The organism is Streptomyces sp. NPDC048106 (assembly GCF_040706415.1).
Lineage (GTDB): Bacteria > Actinomycetota > Actinomycetes > Streptomycetales > Streptomycetaceae > Streptomyces.
In genome coordinates, this window is sequence record NZ_JBEZND010000016.1 from 72340 (window position 1) to 88826 (window position 16487).

The 16487-nt window shown below is 71.2% G+C and carries 14 protein-coding genes; 8 read left to right on the forward strand and 6 right to left on the reverse strand.

Going from position 1 to position 16487, the window contains the following annotated elements; genetic code table 11:
• Window positions 1–369: 369 nt before the first annotated feature.
• Window positions 370–807 (reverse strand): hypothetical protein, encoded by a 438-nt coding sequence (locus AB0927_RS18440; protein WP_366668659.1) that lies wholly within the window; start codon window positions 805–807, stop codon window positions 370–372.
• Between the two features lie 1058 nt (window positions 808–1865).
• Here AB0927_RS18440 and hemL point away from each other — a divergent pair.
• The 8 genes from hemL (at window position 1866) to AB0927_RS18480 (ending at window position 10056) form a co-directional block, all read left to right on the forward strand.
• The gene (hemL, locus tag AB0927_RS18445; protein WP_366668660.1) at window positions 1866–3191 is read left to right on the forward strand and encodes a glutamate-1-semialdehyde 2,1-aminomutase; all 1326 of its coding nucleotides are present in this window, start codon (window positions 1866–1868) and stop codon (window positions 3189–3191) included.
• 65 nt (window positions 3192–3256) lie between these two features.
• Window positions 3257–3904 (forward strand): histidine phosphatase family protein, encoded by a 648-nt coding sequence (locus AB0927_RS18450; protein WP_366668742.1) that lies wholly within the window; start codon window positions 3257–3259, stop codon window positions 3902–3904.
• Between the two features lie 126 nt (window positions 3905–4030).
• Window positions 4031–5281, forward strand: coding sequence for a hypothetical protein (locus AB0927_RS18455; RefSeq protein WP_366668661.1), 1251 nt, complete (start codon window positions 4031–4033; stop codon window positions 5279–5281).
• Between the two features lie 139 nt (window positions 5282–5420).
• On the forward strand, window positions 5421–6011 hold the full coding sequence (locus tag AB0927_RS18460) for a TlpA disulfide reductase family protein (RefSeq protein ID WP_366668662.1): 591 nt from the start codon (window positions 5421–5423) through the stop codon (window positions 6009–6011).
• 19 nt (window positions 6012–6030) lie between these two features.
• On the forward strand, window positions 6031–6795 hold the full coding sequence (locus AB0927_RS18465; protein ID WP_366668743.1) for a cytochrome c biogenesis protein CcdA: 765 nt from the start codon (window positions 6031–6033) through the stop codon (window positions 6793–6795).
• A 3-nt stretch (window positions 6796–6798) separates the two neighbouring features.
• Entirely contained in the window at window positions 6799–8523 is a 1725-nt protein-coding gene (locus AB0927_RS18470; RefSeq protein WP_366668663.1) for a cytochrome c biogenesis protein ResB, read from the forward strand.
• Entirely contained in the window at window positions 8520–9620 is a 1101-nt protein-coding gene (gene ccsB, locus AB0927_RS18475; RefSeq protein ID WP_366668664.1) for a c-type cytochrome biogenesis protein CcsB, read from the forward strand. Before AB0927_RS18470 ends, ccsB begins: the two co-directional genes overlap by 4 nt.
• A gap of 25 nt (window positions 9621–9645) precedes the next feature.
• Window positions 9646–10056: a hypothetical protein gene (locus AB0927_RS18480; RefSeq protein ID WP_366668665.1), complete on the forward strand. Its 411-nt coding sequence runs from the start codon at window positions 9646–9648 to the stop codon at window positions 10054–10056.
• 18 nt (window positions 10057–10074) lie between these two features.
• Here the strand turns inward: AB0927_RS18480 and AB0927_RS18485 are convergent, their stop codons facing one another.
• The 5 genes from AB0927_RS18485 to AB0927_RS18505 form a co-directional block, all read right to left on the reverse strand.
• A complete protein-coding gene (locus AB0927_RS18485) occupies window positions 10075–11589 on the reverse strand; it encodes an ABC transporter substrate-binding protein (RefSeq protein ID WP_366668666.1) in 1515 nt (504 codons plus the stop codon).
• The gene (locus AB0927_RS18490; protein ID WP_366668667.1) at window positions 11589–13670 is read right to left on the reverse strand and encodes a hypothetical protein; all 2082 of its coding nucleotides are present in this window, start codon (window positions 13668–13670) and stop codon (window positions 11589–11591) included. The genes AB0927_RS18485 and AB0927_RS18490 overlap by 1 nt, the downstream gene beginning before the upstream one ends.
• 92 nt (window positions 13671–13762) lie before the next feature.
• Window positions 13763–15169, reverse strand: coding sequence for a condensation domain-containing protein (locus AB0927_RS18495; RefSeq protein WP_366668668.1), 1407 nt, complete (start codon window positions 15167–15169; stop codon window positions 13763–13765).
• 159 nt (window positions 15170–15328) lie between these two features.
• Complete coding sequence (locus tag AB0927_RS18500) at window positions 15329–15682, reverse strand: hypothetical protein (RefSeq protein ID WP_366668669.1); 354 nt, start codon at window positions 15680–15682, stop codon at window positions 15329–15331.
• Window positions 15679–16371 carry a DUF6232 family protein gene (locus tag AB0927_RS18505; protein WP_366668670.1) on the reverse strand — a complete coding sequence of 231 codons (693 nt, stop codon included), beginning with the start codon at window positions 16369–16371 and terminating at the stop codon, window positions 15679–15681. The genes AB0927_RS18500 and AB0927_RS18505 overlap by 4 nt, the downstream gene beginning before the upstream one ends.
• Window positions 16372–16487: the final 116 nt, after the last annotated feature.

Consider the following 16487-nt stretch of genomic DNA (forward strand, 5'->3'; position numbering starts at 1 on the left):
GCAATGCTGCCGGATCAGATCACACGTTGGCGGCGTCTCGTGGACGGGTTGGCAAGCCGCAGGGGACCACCGGGCAGCCGGTCTGCAGGGCGCTCTCCGAGTACCGCGCGACTCGGACCGGGGTTTCACGCGTCGGACGTACACGCGCCAGCAAGAGCCGCACCCGCGAGGCGATCGACGATGCCTTCGCCAACGCCGAATCGGGGGAGCCGAGGCGGAAGCCAACGGCGACCCGCCCGCCACGCGGGGCACATCAGCACCATCAGCAAAACCAATGTGCCCTTGACGTGCCCTGGCCGCTTGACCGCCCCTCCCCGGCACGGAAAAGCGCGGGGCCGAAGACCCCGTCCAAACCCCACGAACCCCAGCTCACGGCCAAACCAGGCAATACGCCTGATGCCCCGCCTCATGCAGCCGGTGTGAGAAGTCCTGCCACTCGTGCAGCAGCTGGTACACGTTGAACGCGTCCCGTGGGCCGCCCCGGTCCGGGACTGTCGACCAGATGAAGGCCGCGGCGCCGACGGCTTCCTCGCCGATGCCGCGGAGGGGGTCGACGACGGTCATGGGGAGGCGGACGACCGCGTAGTCGGGGTGCAGCACGACCAGTTCGAGGGGCGGGACCTTGTGCAGGGGGACGCCCTCGATGCCGGTCAGGACCATGGCGGCCATCGTCTCCGGCTTGATCTTGGTGAACATGCCGTTCATGCCCAGCTCGTCGCCGCCGAGTTCCTCGGGGCGCATCGAGATGGGGACGCGGGCCGCGGTCGCGCCGTCCGGTGCGCCGAAGTACTTGTAGGTCACCCCCACCCGGCCATCACTCCTGCTCCCCACTCCGAGGCGGTCGGCCCGGGGGACGCGCCGCCGGCCACCCGACCGGCCGGCCCGCCGCTCCGGGGAAGGGCCGGATGAAGGACTGGACGAAGGGCTGGATGAAGGACTGGATGAAGGACTGGACGAAGGGCCCGATGAAGGGGCGGACGAGGGGCTGGAAAAAGCATCGGGCGTAGCGCCGGACGAAACACCGGGCGTAGCGCCGGACGAAACACCGGGCGTAGTGCCGGGCGTAGCGCCGGATGAAACACCGGACGAAGCGCCGGGCGACGCCCCGGACGGAGGGCCCGAGGGGACGTCCCGGGAGACGTCCCGGGGCAGGTCCCGAGGGAAATCCCGGGGGAAGTCCGGCTGGCTGCCCAGGCCCGAGGGTCGGGGGAAGTCCGGCTGGTTGCCCGGGGTCGGGGTGCGGGGGAAGTCCGGGGGGCTGCCCAGGCCCGGGGGCCGGGGGAAGCCGCGGGGGAAGTCCGGGGGGATGTCCGTGTTTCGTACCGGGTCCGGTTGCCGGTCGCCGCGGGCCTCTCTCGGGAAGTCCGCCGTTCTGTCCGCGCCGCGCTCCGCCTGCTGGTCGTGCAGACGCTCGCTCTGCCGGTCGTACCGCTCGGGCTCACCCGTTGCACCCTGTGTTCGACGTGCTTCGCTCGTTTCCTCCGCTTCGCGCCGGTGCCTTCCCCGCCGGGCACGTCGAGGCCCGAGGTCATCGGTCCCCTCGCCCAGTCCGCCACCGCGATGCATATCTCCACCCGACTGCTTTTCTAGGACGCGTGGCCCCCGCCGCGCAACCCGATCATCGTGTCAGTGACCTCCCCCACGGCCGCCCGCCGAAACGTGCGGTGGAACAACAGTCCACGGGGATCCGCCCGGTCCCTGATCCTTCCGTGCCCAGGAGCTGTGTGTGTCAGGTCTCAGTCTCGCAGATGGCGGACCGGAGCGGCGCGGAACCGCGGGCGGGCCGCCACCGCGCCCGGTCGGCGGCCTACCCTGAGGAGGTCATCCCGCAACCGGAGTCCGAGAAGCCGGAGAAGCCGCACGTCATGAGTGCCCCGAGCGAAACGCCCTATCCCTACGAAGCGCCCGTCTCCGAGGCGCTCTTCGACCGTGCCTCCGCCGTCACGCCCGGGGGTGTCAACTCCCCGGTGCGCGCCTTCGGTGCCGTCGGCGGCACGCCCCGCTTCATGGTGTCCGGCCGTGGTCCCTACCTCACCGACGCCGACGGCCGGGAGTACGTCGACCTCGTCTGCTCCTGGGGTCCGATGATCCTCGGGCACTCGCACCCCGAGGTCATCGCCGCCGTCCAGGAGGCCGTCGCCCGCGGTACCAGCTTCGGCACGCCCGGTGCGGGCGAGGTCGAGCTGGCCGAGGAGATCGTCGCCCGGATCGAGCCCGTGGAGCAGGTCCGGCTGGTCAGCAGCGGGACCGAGGCGACCATGAGCGCCATCCGGCTCGCCCGCGGGTTCACCGGGCGGTCCAAGGTGATCAAGTTCGCCGGCTGCTACCACGGGCACGTGGACGCGCTGCTGGCCGCCGCGGGCTCCGGTGTGGCCACGTTCGCGCTGCCCGACACGCCCGGCGTCACCGGTGCCCAGGCCGGTGACACGATCGTGCTGCCGTACAACGACCTCGAAGCCGTGCAGGAGGCCTTCCACCGGCACCCCGGCGAGATCGCCTGTGTGATCACCGAGGCCTCGCCCGGCAACATGGGCGTCGTGCCGCCGGCCGCCGGGTTCAACCAGGGCCTCAGGGACTCCTGCCACAAGAACGGCGCCCTCTACATCTCCGACGAGGTCATGACCGGCTTCCGTACCAGCCGCGCCGGCTGGTACGGCGTCGACGGGGTCAAGCCGGACCTGATGACCTTCGGGAAGGTGATGGGCGGCGGCTTCCCCGCCGCCGCCTTCGGCGGACGGGCCGATGTGATGGCGTACCTCGCGCCCGCCGGGCCCGTCTACCAGGCCGGCACCCTCTCCGGCAATCCGGTCGCCACCGCCGCCGGCGTCGCCCAGCTGCGGCTGCTGGACGAGGCGGCGTACGACACCGTGAACGCCGTCTCCGCGCAGATCCAGTCCCTGGTCACCGAGGCGCTGAGCAAGGAGGGCGTGGCGCACCGGCTGCAGACCGCGTCCAACATGTTCTCGGTGTTCTTCACCGACCGGCAGGTGCGCAACTACGAGGACGCCAAGCGGCAGGAGTCGTACCGCTTCACCGCGTTCTTCCACTCGATGCTGTCGAGCGGCGTCTACCTGCCGCCGTCGTCCTTCGAGTCCTGGTTCGTGTCCACGGCCCACGACGAGCGGGCCGTCCAGAAGATCGCCGACGCCCTTCCGGCGGCGGCCCGTGCGGCTGCGGAGGCCACCGCGTGACCATCGGAAACAGCATCGGGAACAGCGTGAGCAAGAGCGACAAGGACGTCACCGTCGTCCACCTCATGCGGCACGGCGAGGTGGAGAACCCGAGCGGCGTGCTCTACGGGCGGCTGCCCGGTTACCACCTCTCCGAGCTGGGCCGGCGGATGGCCGACCGGGTCGCCGAGCACCTCGCGCCGCGCGACATCACCTATGTCTGCGCCTCCCCGCTGGAGCGGGCGCAGGAGACCGCCACCCCGATCGCCAAGGCGCACGGTCTCGACCTGGACACCGACGAGCGGCTCATCGAGGCCGAGAACGTCTTCCAGGGCAAGACCTTCGGCGTCGGCGACGGCGCGTTGCAGCGGCCGGGGAACTGGAAGCACCTCGTCAACCCGTTCCGGCCGTCCTGGGGCGAGCCGTACGTGGACCAGGTCGTGCGGATGATGGGGGCGCTGAACGCGGCCAAGGACCAGGCGCGCGGGCACGAGGCGGTGCTGGTCAGCCATCAGCTGCCGGTGTGGATCGTGCGGTCGTACGTCGAGCGGCGGAAGCTGTGGCACGACCCGCGCAAGCGGCAGTGCACCCTCGCGTCGCTGACCACGTTCACCTACCTCGGCGACAAGATCGTGTCGGTGGGCTACAGCGAGCCCGCCATCGACCTCGTCCCCGCGCACCTGCGGGCCGGCGCCCAGCCGCAGAAGGGCGGCGGGAAGGCCTTCGGTGCCTGAGTGGACGCAAGCGCCGAGGCGCTTTTGCCGCAAGTAATGTGAAAAACATATAAGTTCACGGAACCTCCCCGATCGTCGCGCCCTCTGTCCGGGTGACCACCACGCGCGACGAATCGGGGATCTTTCATGCGCACCGTCTCCCGGAACCTCTCCCGCAGGGGAGTGCTCGGCCTCGGCGCGGGGGCGGCGGCCGCCGCCACCCTGTCCGGCTGCGGAACCCTCAAGTCGTCGGACGGCGGCGGCCACCCGGGCGGTTCCCGTCAGGTGCGGGGCGGCGAGAAGCGGCAGGCCAGGCCGATCGGCGACGGCTCCACCTCCTTCACCGGCAAGCAGCCGGGCCGGTCCGCGAAGCCGGAGCCGCTGGAGCCGGGGCAGACCCCGCCGCAGTTCGTCGTCTTCTCCTGGGACGGCGCCGGCGAGGTCGGCAACGGCCTCTTCCCGCGCTTCCTGGACCTCGCCAAGGAGCACGGCGCGCACATGACCTTCTTCCTCTCGGGGCTGTACCTGCTGCCCGAGTCGAAGAAGCGGATGTACGAGCCCCCGAACAACCCCCGCGGCGCCTCCGACATCGGCTACCTCACCGACGAGCACGTCCGGGCCACCCTCACCAACGTCCGCCGCGCGTGGCTGGAGGGCCACGAGATAGGCACCCACTTCAACGGCCACTTCTGCGGCGAGACGCGCGGCTCGGTCAAGTGGTGGACGCCACAGCAGTGGCGGAACGAGATCGAGCAGGCCAAGTCCTTCGTCAAGGAGTGGAAGACCAACACCGGCTGGCACGACCTGCCCGCGCTCCCCTTCGACTACGACAAGGAACTGGCCGGCGGCCGCACCCCCTGTCTGCTGGGCCAGGACAACCTGCTGCCCACCGCCCGCGAGCTGGGCTGGCGTTACGACGCCTCGTCCCCGGGCGGCCGACAGGTGTGGCCGGTGAAGCGGACGGGCATCTGGGACCTGCCGCTGCAACAGGTGCCGTTCCCGGGGCACACCTTCGAGGTGCTCTCCATGGACTACAACATGCTCGCCAACCAGTCCGTGAACTCCACCAGGGCGCCCGCCTACAACTACCCGGGCTGGCGCAGGCAGGCCGCGGCGGCGTACATCGCAGGCTTCCAGCGGGCGTACGAGACGAACCGGGCGCCGTTCTTCGTCGGCAACCACTTCGAGCAGTGGAACGGCGGCATCTACATGGACGCCGTCGAGGAGTCCTTCAAGCACATCGCGGCCGAGCGGGACAAGGGCGCCGACGTGCGGCTCGTCTCCTTCAAGGAGTTCACGGACTGGCTCGACGTCCAGCGGCCCGAGGTGCTCGACAAGCTGCGCGCGCTGGACGTCGGGCAGCGGCCCGAGGGCGGCTGGAAGACGTTCCTCGCCTGAGCCCTCCGGGGAGCCGCCGACCCGCCCCCACCCCGCCTCCACACCCGAAATGTCCCGTGTAAATAGCTCCTGAAATGGGGTTTTCCGCCCCGCAGGGGGGTGCGCGAGAACCCCGGGACCGACATGCGAAACTTTTCACATGAGTACCCGTAGCCGCGCCGTCCTGCTCAGCGCTGTGGCCGTCACCGCGGCCCTGTCCCTGTCCGCGTGCGGTAAGGGCGGCACCTCGGGCGGCGGCGGCAACACCAACTTCGTCACCGGCAACAACGGCATCGACACCGTGCCGGTGAGCGAGCGCGCCGCGGCCCCGGACCTGTCCGGCAAGACCATCGACGGCAGGACGGCGGACGTGGCCGACTACAAGGGCCAGGTCGTCGTCATCAACGTCTGGGGCTCGTGGTGCAGCCCCTGCCGGGAAGAGGCCCAGTACTTCGCCAAGGTGTCGAAGGCGTACGAGGGCAAGGGCGTGCAGTTCGTCGGGATCAACACCCGCGACACCAGCACCACCCCGGCGGTCGCGTTCGAGAAGGCGCACGGGATCACCTACCCGAGCCTGTACGACCCCACGGGCAAGCTCATGCTGCGCTTCAAGAAGGGCACCCTGAACCCCCAGCTGATCCCCTCCACGCTCGTCATCGACCGGCACGGGAAGGTCGCCGCGCGAGCCCTGGAGGCGCTGGACGACACCACGCTGCTGAAGATGCTCAAGCCGGTCGTCGCGGAGAAGTGACGTGGGCGCGACCGTGACGCTGGGCCAGACGGTGACGCTGGCCGCGCAGAACCAGACAGTGCTCCACGGGGCGCTGCTGGTCGCGCTGCCCGTCGCCCTGCTCGGCGGCCTCGTCTCCTTCTTCTCGCCCTGCGTCCTGCCGCTGGTGCCGGGCTACCTCTCCTACGTCACCGGGGTGGTCGGCACCGACCTGGCCGAGGCCCGGCGCGGCCGCATGGTGGCAGGCGCCTCCCTGTTCGTGCTCGGCTTCAGCGCGGTGTTCGTCTCCGGCGGGGCGCTGTTCGGGTCCTTCGGCTGGACCCTCCAGGAGCACAAGGACACGCTGTCCAAGGTGCTCGGCGTCGTCATGGTCCTCATGGGCGTCTTCTTCATGGGCCTGATGCCCTGGTTCACCCAGCGCGAGTTCCGCCTCCACCGGCGGCCGTCGACCGGACTGCTCGGCGCGCCGGTGGTGGGCGCCCTGTTCGGGATCGGCTGGACGCCCTGCATCGGCCCGACCCTCGCCTCGGTGAACATCCTCGCGATGCAGGAGTCGAGCGCCGGCCGCGGGGCGACCCTGATGATCGCCTACTGCCTGGGCCTCGGCGTGCCCTTCGTGCTGGCGGCCGTGGCCTTCCGCAAGGCCCTCGGCGCCTTCGGATGGGTCAAACGCCACTATGTGTGGGTGATGCGCATCGGCGGCACGATGATGATCGTGACCGGTGTGCTGCTGCTGACCGGCGCCTGGGACAGCCTGGTGCAGCAGATGCAGACCTGGTCCAACGGCTTCACTGTGGGGATCTGATCGATGAGCAAGACCGAAACCGACACCGGCCAGGAGCAGGAGGACCTCGGCGCCGCCGGGTCCCAGCTGTCCACCGCCCCGCGCGAGGAGACGCTGTCCGGCGTGCCCGCCCTCGGGGTGATCGGCTGGTTCCGCTGGTTCTGGCGGCAGCTGACCTCCATGCGGGTCGCGCTGCTGCTGCTCCTGCTGCTGTCGCTGGGCGCGATCCCCGGCTCGCTGATCCCGCAGACCGGCGCCGACCTCAACAAGGTCGACGCCTTCAGGCAGGCGCACAAGACGCTCGCGCCGGTCTACGACAAGCTCGGCCTGTTCCACGTCTACAGCTCGGTGTGGTTCTCCGCGATCTACATCCTGCTGTTCGTCTCCCTCATCGGCTGCATCGTGCCGCGCACCGGCCAGTTCATCGGGCAGCTGCGCGGCCGGCCGCCGGGCGCGCCCAAGCGGCTGACCCGGCTGCCCGCGTACACCACCTGGCGGACGACGGCGGAGCCGGAGGAGGTCCGCGAGGCCGCGCTCAAGCTGCTGAGGCGGCGCCGCTTCCGCGCCCACACCGAGGTTGACGCGGTCGCCGCCGAGAAGGGCTATCTGCGCGAACTGGGCAACCTGGTCTTCCACATCGCCCTGATCGTGCTCCTGGTCTCCTTCGCCTGGGGCCAGATGTACAAGTCGGACGGCACCAAGCTGATGGTGGAGGGCGACGGCTTCTCCAACGCGCTGCCGATGTACGACGACTTCAAGTCCGGCAGCCTGTTCCAGTCGGACGAGCTGGTGCCGTTCAGCTTCGACCTGAAGAAGTTCACGGGCACCTACGAGGTCAGCGGGCCCAACCGGGGCACGCCCCGCACCTACCAGGCGAAGATCGACTACAGCGTGGGCGCGGACGGCACGCCGAAGACGACGACCATCAAGGTGAACGAGCCGCTGCGCATCGGCGAGTCCAAGGTCTACCTGGTCAGCCACGGCTACGCCCCCGTCGTCACCGTCCGCGACGGCAAGGGCAAGATCGTCTACCAGGACGCCGTGCCGCTGCTGCCGCTCGACGGCAACGTCACCTCCAACGGCGTCGTCAAGGTGATGGACGGCTACACGAACCCCCAGGGCAAGAGCGAGCAGCTCGGCTTCCAGGCGTTCTTCGTGCCGACCTTCGACCCGAAGGCCGGCACGATGATGTCGCAGTTCCCGGCGCTGCTGAACCCGCTGCTCGCGGTGAACGCCTACCACGGCGACCTGGGCGTCGACTCGGGCATCCCGCAGAGCGTGTACCAGCTCGACAAGACCCACATGAAGGAGTTCAAGGACGCCAAGGGCCAGCTGCTGAAGAAGCTGCTCAAGCCCGGCGACACCATGTCGCTGCCGAACGGCGCCGGCTCGATCACCTTCGAGAAGCAGGTCAAGCAGTGGGCGGGCTTCGAGATCGTCCAGGAGCCGGGCAGCGCCTGGGCCCTGGGCGGCGCGCTCGCCGCGATCTTCGGCCTGGCCGGGTCCCTGTTCATCCAGCGCCGCCGCGTGTGGGTGCGGGCGGTGCGCGGTGCCGACGGCGTGACGGTCGTCGAGATGGCCGGGCTCGGCCGCAGCGAGTCCGCGAAACTTCCGGAGGAACTGGGCGACCTCGCCGGGATCCTCTACGACCAGGCGCCGGGGGCACCCGACACCTCCGCCCCCGACCCCGCCGACCCTGCCACCTCCCCCGACCCTCACGTCGTACCTGCCGAAGGGGCTGAGAAGTGACTCTCGCCGCCGCAACAGAGCTGGCCGCCACGACCAACGAGCATCTCGCGAGCACCAGCAACACGCTCATCTACTCCGCGATGGCCGTGTACACCCTGGCCTTCTTCGCCTACATCGCCGAATGGATCTTCGGCAGCCGCAGCAAGGTGGCCCGCACGGCCAACGCGCTCACCACGGATGCCGGGCGGCAGGAGGCGCGTCCCGCCGTCACCGTCAAGAAGGCCGGGGGCACCGCCGTACTGGAGCGGCCGAAGGTCGTCGTCCGGTCGGCGGCCGGTGCCCGGGACGTGCCGGACGGCCCCGGCGCGCACGGCGGGGACGTCCAGGGCGACCTGTACGGCCGGATCGCGGTCTCGCTGACCGTGCTGGCCTTCGTGGTGCACCTGGCGGGCGTGATCGCCCGCGCGGCCTCCGTGCAGCGGGCGCCGTGGGGCAACATGTACGAGTTCAGCATCACGTTCACCACGGTGGCCGTCGCCGTGTACCTGGTGCTGCTGGCGCTGAAGAAGAACGTCCGCTGGCTGGGCCTGTTCCTGACCACCACGGTGCTGCTGCTCCTCGGCCTCGCCGTGACCGTGCTCTACACGGCCAGCGACCAGCTCGTCCCGGCGCTGCACTCGTACTGGCTGTACATCCACGTCTCCACCGCGATCTTCTGCGGCGCGGTGTTCTACGTCGGCGCGGTCGCCACCATCCTGTACCTGTTCAAGGACTCGTACGAGAACAAGCTGGAGGCCGGGCTCAAGCCGGGTTCCTTCGCCACCTCGGTCCTGGAGCGGCTGCCCGCCTCCGCGACCCTGGACAAGTTCGCGTACCGGATCAACGCGGCCGTCTTCCCGCTGTGGACGTTCACGATCATCGCGGGCGCGATCTGGGCGGGCGACGCCTGGGGCCGCTACTGGAACTGGGACCCGAAGGAGACCTGGTCGTTCATCACCTGGGTCGCCTACGCCTGCTACCTGCACGCGCGCGCCACGGCCGGCTGGAAGGGCCGCAAGGCCGCCTACCTGGCGATGATCGCGTTCGCCTGCTGGCTGTTCAACTTCTACGGCGTGAACATCTTCGTCACGGGCAAGCACTCCTACGCGGGCGTGTGAGCCGGAGGTCGCCCACACTGGAGTCATGAGCGGTTCCATCGCACAGGGCACCAGTCAGACCCACGGGAACACGCACATACTCCACTTCCTGGTGCGTCTCCCGAGGCCCATGGAAGACGTCTGGACGGCGGTGGCCACCCCCGAGGGGATCGGGGCGTGGTGCACCGCCGTCGACGCTCTCGAACCCCGCCTCGACGGCGCGGTCTCCCTGCGCGGCCTCGGCTCCGGCCGGGTCACCGCCTGGGACGTGGACCGGATCGCCGAGTACCGGCTGGAGAGCGGCGGACGGCTGCGGTTCCACCTGGAGCGGGACGGGGCGGCGGAGTGCGTGCTGCGCTTCACCCACGAGTTCCGGGGCGAGGGCCCCTCGGACATGGACTGGCGCCATAAATTCGAACAACTGATCGCCATGCTGGGCGCGGCCTCCCGCGCCTGACGGCGTCCCGGCCCCGCCTCAGGGCGACGGACAGGCCGCGGCCGGCGGCTTGCCCTGCGGCCAGGCGAGCTGGACGAACTCCGTGCCGTTCTTCGCGTCGAGCCGCACGATCGGTACGGCCTTGTCGTACGGGTTGCCGTGCCCGTCCAGGCAGATCCAGCCGCTCGCCCCGTGCACCTTCAGCGGTCCCCTGACGTGCGACCAGGCGCGTCCGACGGCCGTGAGGGTCGGTTTCGCCCCGCCCGCGTGGTGGATGCCGTGCACCGTGAGCTGCATCGCGTCGTAGCCGATGATCAGCTGGCCGTCGTCGAGCGCGATCGGGCCGATCGGCCTGCGCTTGTCGCTGTGCAGCAGCCCCTTCAGGACGTCGTAGTCGGCCGTGGACCCGCCGGTCTTCGGCGGGTTCTTCACCCAGGCGTCGGGGTGGGCGAGGGAGGTGTAGAGCAAGGTGACGTTGTTCGCCAGGGCGTTCCGGTCCAGGTTCTTGTCGTAGGTGAGGTAGGAGGCCTCGTCGCCGGTGAGCACCTGGAAGGAATTGCCGGGGCAGCCGTTGTGGCCGCCCAGCGCGTTGATGAACTGCTCCAGTTCGGCGTGCCGGCCCGCGAACAGGACGGTGCGGGTGCCCTGGGACGTGCTGCACAGCGTGGGCACGATGTTCGCGAACTCCGTCGAGGCGTCGGACCGGGCGAAGGACTGCTGCCTGTCATACGAGATGTCCAGCAAGGAGGTGAGCGACTTCTTGAGCGAGTTCGTGTACGGGTCGCCCGGCTCGTCGTACACCAGGACCGGCTTGCTCGTGTTCTCCTTGGCGAAGGAGGCGAGCGCGCGAGCCTCGTCGGTGTTGGTCGGCGCCACCCGGGCGAGGCCGGGGTAAGGGTCCGGGTGCTTGCCGGGCTGCCCGTTGGCGAGTTCGTCGGCGGTGATGGAGGACCCGACCACGGGGATGCCGCGATGGGTCAGCTCCTTGACGGCGGCCGCGTTGGGCACGGTGCTCTGCCCTATGCCGACCACCGCCCGCAGCCGTTCCGTGCCCTTGCTCATCCGCTCTAGCTGGTCGACCGCCGTCTTCCAGCTGTCCTTGCCCGTACCCGAGTTGGCGAGCACCAGGCGTATCTTCGGGGGCTGCCCGGTGGGGTCGTTGTTGGCCGCGTACTGCGCGAGATAGGCGCCCTGGAGCTGGTGCTCGATGTCGTTCAGATCGGTCGGCGCGGTGGAGGTGAACGGCAGCATCAGCGCCACCGTCACATAACTGCCCGCCTTCAGCGTGGAGTTCTCCTTGCGGATCGAGTCGACCACCTGATGGAACTGGTGCTGCCCGAAGTCGTACGGCCCGGTCGCCACGCCCAGGCACTCGCTGCCGCCCGCCGGACGCGACACCCCCGGCGCGCACTGCCGGGCCTCGCGCATCAGGGTCCGCACCCCGAAGACCCCGCCCGCCACCAGCACGACCGCCAGCGCCAGGGACAGATACCGGCGCAGCGGGATCTCCCACACATGCTCGCGTACCCAGGTTCCGATGCCCCCGCCCGCCATCACGCCTCCCCGCGCCCGTCGTCAGGATCCTCCGGGACCTCCAGCGGGTGCCCGGCCAGCACGGCAGCCGGCCAGTCCCGGGAGGCCCGCCACAGCAGCGCGCCCGCCGCGGGGCGCAGATTGGACAGCTGTTCCAGCTCGAAGCGGAGCCGGTCGCACACCTTCGGGTCGGGCAGCACCAGCGGATCCGTCAGCTCCCACACCGCGTGCAGCAACCGCCGTACCCGCAGATGCAGTACGGCGTCCACGCCCTCCGGCACCGGGTACCCGGCGTCCGTCCCCCCGAGCGCCACCGCGGCCCGCCGGTCGCCGCGCCCGCCGAAGTCGCGGCCCTCGGCGTCGTGCGCGTGGAAGTAGGGCGCGGACGCGATGAAACGCAGGGTGCGCAGCCAGAGGCGGGTGTCGGCGGTGGCGAAGTCGTCCCGCAGCCGCGCGACCGCCGACTCGGCGTCCCCGAGGGCGAGTTCGTGGTAGAGCCGGTACGGCGCCCGCTCCGGCTCCGCGTAGTGCTCGATCAGCGTCTCGTGCGCGCGGCGCCACGACGCGTGGTCCTCGTCGCGCAGGTGCAGCCGGAGCAGCAGCAGCGTCCGCACGAACGGATCGCCGACGAACTGGCCCGGCACGACGGGCAGTCCCTCCTCGGCGAGCAGGGTCTGCAGGGCCCGTACGTCCGCGGGCCCGAACGTGTCCGGCAGCAGTTCCGTGGCCAGGGCGCACGCCGAGTCGTGGTCGTGGGCGGCGGCCAGCACCGTCAGCTCCTCCAGGTACTCGGCTGGCACCAGCCGGTCCAGCAGCGCCTGGTGGACGGGCGCCCCCGGCTGGTCCTCGGCCGGGCGGAACTCCGCGGTGAGCAGCTCGCCCAGCGAGGTCACCCGGGGCAGGTGCTGCGCGGCCGACTCGGCGAGCAGCACCACGCCCAGCGGACTGCCGCCGGTCAAACGATGTGCGGCGGCGGGCAGTTGGGAGGGCACGGCGGTGTCCGCGCAGAGCGCGCCGACGATGTGCAGGGTGTCGTCCGCGCTCAGCGGCGGCAGCGCGACGAGCAGCGCCCGCGAGGAGGGGGCCGTGTCGGCCGACCAGTCGCTGCGCCGGGCGACCTCCGCGAGCTGGCGCCTGACGGCGTTGGGCAGTTCCGTGCGGCCGTCGCCGCGCCGGGCGGCCACGAAGGCGACCCGGTCGCCGATGCCCTCGGCGCGATCGCGCAGCACGGCCGCCGTCAGCTCCGGGCCCGGAGTCGCCTGCGCGTTGTCGAGCAGCACCAGGGGCCGGCCCAGACGCTGCATCTTCGCCATGAACCCCGCGTACGCCTCGGTGAGGTCGGCGAGCAGGGCCCGCACCAGATACCGCTCCGCGTGCTCGCGCGAGCCGCCACCGTCGCGGAAATGCTGGGACAGCAGCATCAGCCCGCGCTGGGCGTTGCCGCCCGCGTTCGGGTAGGAGCGGTACCACTCGGACGCCTTCAGCTGCCGGTGGCCCGTGAACCCCTCGGCGACGGCCTCCAGGGTGGCCTCGATGGCGCCCGAGACCAGCGGTCCGGCGCCGGTGGCGGCCGCGACCACCTTCGCCGCCACCTTGCCCGCCCACTTCCCGGCGAACCCGCCGAACTTCCCGCCCCGCTCGTTCAGCAGCAGGATCCGCTCGACCTCCCGGCGGATCCGCTCCGCCTCGGCGTCGCCCCAGCCGCCCGCGGCCACCGCGACCAGGCCCGACATCAGCCGCGGGAAGGTGATCCGGCCGGCGCCGGTCACCGGTTCGGCCAGTTGCTCGGCGATCACCAGGAGCGCCTGGGCCGACGGCGACCAGGAGTCGGCCGGCCGGCCCGCGGGCGGCCGGGCGAACTGAGCGGCCGAGCAGTCGATCAGCGCGACCGGGGTGTGCCCCCGGTAGGCCTCGCGCAACGCGCCGAGCACCGCGCTCTTGCCCAGCCCCCGGGCGCCGGTGAGCACCACGAAGGGCGGCTCGTCCGGGTGCTCCAGGGGATGGGCGCGATGGCGTCCGGGGACCAGCCCCACCAGGCGCGGCGCGAGGCCGGCCGGATCCGCGTCGAAGAGCGCCCCCCGCCCGTGTAACCGTGTGCGCACCGCATCGCCCCCCTCAACAGCAGTGTAGAAAGGGGTAGTTGGCTGGTGCCAGGGCCAATGGTGTCCGTTTGGGTAACGATGTGCGCGCACCCTCACGAAACCGCCGACAGACGTTCACGACCCGTCGAGGTGATGTGGTCCCGCAACCGCTCCACGTACAGCCGCATGTTCTTCGCGGCGGCGTCGGTGTCCGGGTAGCGGCTGGCCAGCCACAGCCCCTCGCGCCGCCGGTTCACCCACACGCACACCTGGTCGCCGTACGACACCCGCAGCAGCCCGTGCGCCCGCATCTCCTCCCACCGGGCGGCGCCGGGCACGGCGCGGGTGTCGACGTAGGAGATGATCGAGTACAGGTCCGGCGAGGTGGGCCGGAAGTCCGCGCCGAGCAGCGCGAGCACCCGGGCCAGCGGCATCCGGGCCAGCTTCCGGGCCGCGCCCAGCTCCGCCCGTACGGTCCGCAGGACGTCCGGGAGGCCGCGGTCGCCCTCCAGCGGCACCTCGATGGGGGCGCCGCCCACGTACCAGCCCACCGAGTCGGTCCAGCGCGAGCGCACCCGGGTGTGGAACGGCACGACCGTCCGGTACACCGGCTGCCCGCCCAGCTCCCGCACGATGAGCGCGGTCGCCGCGAGCATGCCGACCAGGCTCCCGCCGTACGGCCGGCAGTACGCCTCGAACGCGGCCGCCGCCTCCGCGTCCACGAGCGGCTCGCACAGCAGCGCCTGCCTCGGCAGCGGCGCGCCGGGCGTGAGGCCCAGGTCCACCGGGAAGACCGGCAGGGTGCCGCCGCCGCGCCGGATGAACTCCCGCCAGCGCGCCACGATGTCGTGCCCGCCGTCCAGCCGGTCCGCGTCGGCCCGCTCGATCTCGCAGAAGTCGACGTAACTCGCGGCGGGGGCGGCGGGCTCGACGGGGCGTCCCTCGGTGTGCGCGGTGTACAGCTCGTGCACCTCGGCGGCGATCCGGGTCAGGGAGTAGGCGTCCATGTTGCTGTGGTCGAAGGCCAGGTAGACGCTGGTGCGGTCGTCGCGCACGACGGCGGTGTAGACGAGGTTCGGCCAGCGCAGGGCGTCGGCGACGGCGTCGAACCGGTCCTGGAGGTGCCCGACGAGCCGGCCGGAGTCCGTGAAGTCCCCGATCACCTCCCGGTGCAGGGACACGTCGGCGGGATCGAGGGTGAAGCGGCGCAGCTCCTCACCGGCCCAGCGGAACCCGCTGCGCAGCGTCTCGTGCCGCAACGTCCAGGAGAGCAGCGCCTGCTGGAGCGCGTCCAGGTCGGCCCGGCCCGGCAGGTCGAAGGCGGTGCCGAGCCAGGTCGGCACGAACAGCCCGGCGTCCCGCAGGCACTTGGCGGTGCGGATGTGCGACTCCTGGACGTAGGACGGCGGCCGGGAGTCGTCCGGCAGCCGCGTCGCCGCCGCCACGGTGGCCGGGCTCAGCGTCCACTCGACGAGCCGTCCCGGCCGTACCCCGCAACGCTGGATGTCAGTGATTCGCACGCGTCTCCCATCGAAGAAGGGGCCCTGCTGAATAGGGCCCCCCTCCAAGGCAATGCCGCGGGGCGGGACGGGGACATGCCCAACCGGGTCATTTCAACGAAACGGGTGCACAGCCGAACGGGAAACTGATTTGACCGGCGTTGACCGACTGCCCGCCGTTCAGCCGCCGATCATCCCGACGACCGCCCGCACCGCCTCCGCCACCGGCTGCCCGACCGTGCCGACGGTGGCGGCGATCCCGGCGATGGCCATCAGCGCCCGGTGCCGCTCCGGCGCGGGCACGGCCGCGTCGGCGGTGGCGGCGGGCACGGACTCGTCGAGCAGCGCGGCGCTGGCCTCCGGCACCTGCGCCCGCAACTCGGCGACCAGACGCCGGAGTTCGGCGAGGGCCGCGGTCAGCGCGGGGTCCTGGGCCGCGGCCGGTTCCGCGCTCCGGCCCTTGACGATGCCGATGTTGCCCTGGCCGCCGTTCATGGTCACGTTGTCGCCGTAGTGGTAGCTGTCGCCGCTCATGCGCTGATCCCCACGTTTCCGCTGCCGCCGTACATGTTGACGTTGTCGCCGAAGTAGTAGTTCCTGGGCGAGACGGTGAGGCTGTGCACCGTCACCCGGAACTCGGTGTCAGGGTGCTCGATGGCGTACGAGAGCTGCCCGACGAGCTGGTCCAGGTACCCCCGGTCCGGGCTGGTGACCAGGGCGGTGGACGCGCCCGAGGTCTCCACCGCGAGGACGTGCTGCGAGGGCGCGCTCAGGACGCCGATCATGTCGATGAGGAAGTAGATCTCGGCGAAGGCGGCCAGGATCCAGACGAAGAGGAGGTAGCCGGCCGCGCCGGACTGCTGGTCCGACCCGCCGCCCAGCGCCAGCGCGGGCAGGCTGGGCAGCATCACGACGATCGCGACGGCGACGGTCCCGGCGGAGTACCGCAGGAACCGCAGCGCCGCCTCCTTGCGCTTGGGGCGCAGCACGAAGCTGTAGACCCGGGCTATGTTCGCCAGCGGGTAGACGGCCCTGCCGATCCACAGGATCCGCTTGCTGACCCGCAGGTCGAGCGCCTGCGGCACCGCGTGCGGCGGGAGCGCGGGGACGTCCGGCATGGCAGGGGCCGGGGTGGGCGGTGCGGCCGGCGGGCCGGGCGGCGGCGCGGGCGGTACGGGTGGTATGTCCTGCGCGGGGCGCTCTGGCCCCGGGTCGTACTGCATCTGTCGTCCCCCAGAGGTCGGGCAGCACACTGCTTGAGCGGACGACCATTAACCCGACCCGCGCGCGGCACTGGCAAGTGGTTAAGCACACCGGCTTCGGCCGCGACCCGGGCCCG

What these genes read in the sequence shown, in the direction of transcription:
- AB0927_RS18485 (WP_366668666.1), bottom strand. Translation starts at nt 11,589, where the DNA reads ATGGCGGGCGGGGGCATCGGAACCTGGGTACGCGAGCATGTGTGGGAG.
- hemL (WP_366668660.1), top strand. Translation starts at nt 1,866, where the DNA reads ATGAGTGCCCCGAGCGAAACGCCCTATCCCTACGAAGCGCCCGTCTCC.
- AB0927_RS18460 (WP_366668662.1), top strand. Translation starts at nt 5,421, where the DNA reads ATGAGTACCCGTAGCCGCGCCGTCCTGCTCAGCGCTGTGGCCGTCACC.
- AB0927_RS18500 (WP_366668669.1), bottom strand. Translation starts at nt 15,682, where the DNA reads ATGAGCGGCGACAGCTACCACTACGGCGACAACGTGACCATGAACGGC.
- AB0927_RS18480 (WP_366668665.1), top strand. Translation starts at nt 9,646, where the DNA reads ATGAGCGGTTCCATCGCACAGGGCACCAGTCAGACCCACGGGAACACG.
- AB0927_RS18505 (WP_366668670.1), bottom strand. Translation starts at nt 16,371, where the DNA reads ATGCAGTACGACCCGGGGCCAGAGCGCCCCGCGCAGGACATACCACCC.
- AB0927_RS18450 (WP_366668742.1), top strand. Translation starts at nt 3,257, where the DNA reads ATGCGGCACGGCGAGGTGGAGAACCCGAGCGGCGTGCTCTACGGGCGG.
- AB0927_RS18455 (WP_366668661.1), top strand. Translation starts at nt 4,031, where the DNA reads ATGCGCACCGTCTCCCGGAACCTCTCCCGCAGGGGAGTGCTCGGCCTC.
- AB0927_RS18470 (WP_366668663.1), top strand. Translation starts at nt 6,799, where the DNA reads ATGAGCAAGACCGAAACCGACACCGGCCAGGAGCAGGAGGACCTCGGC.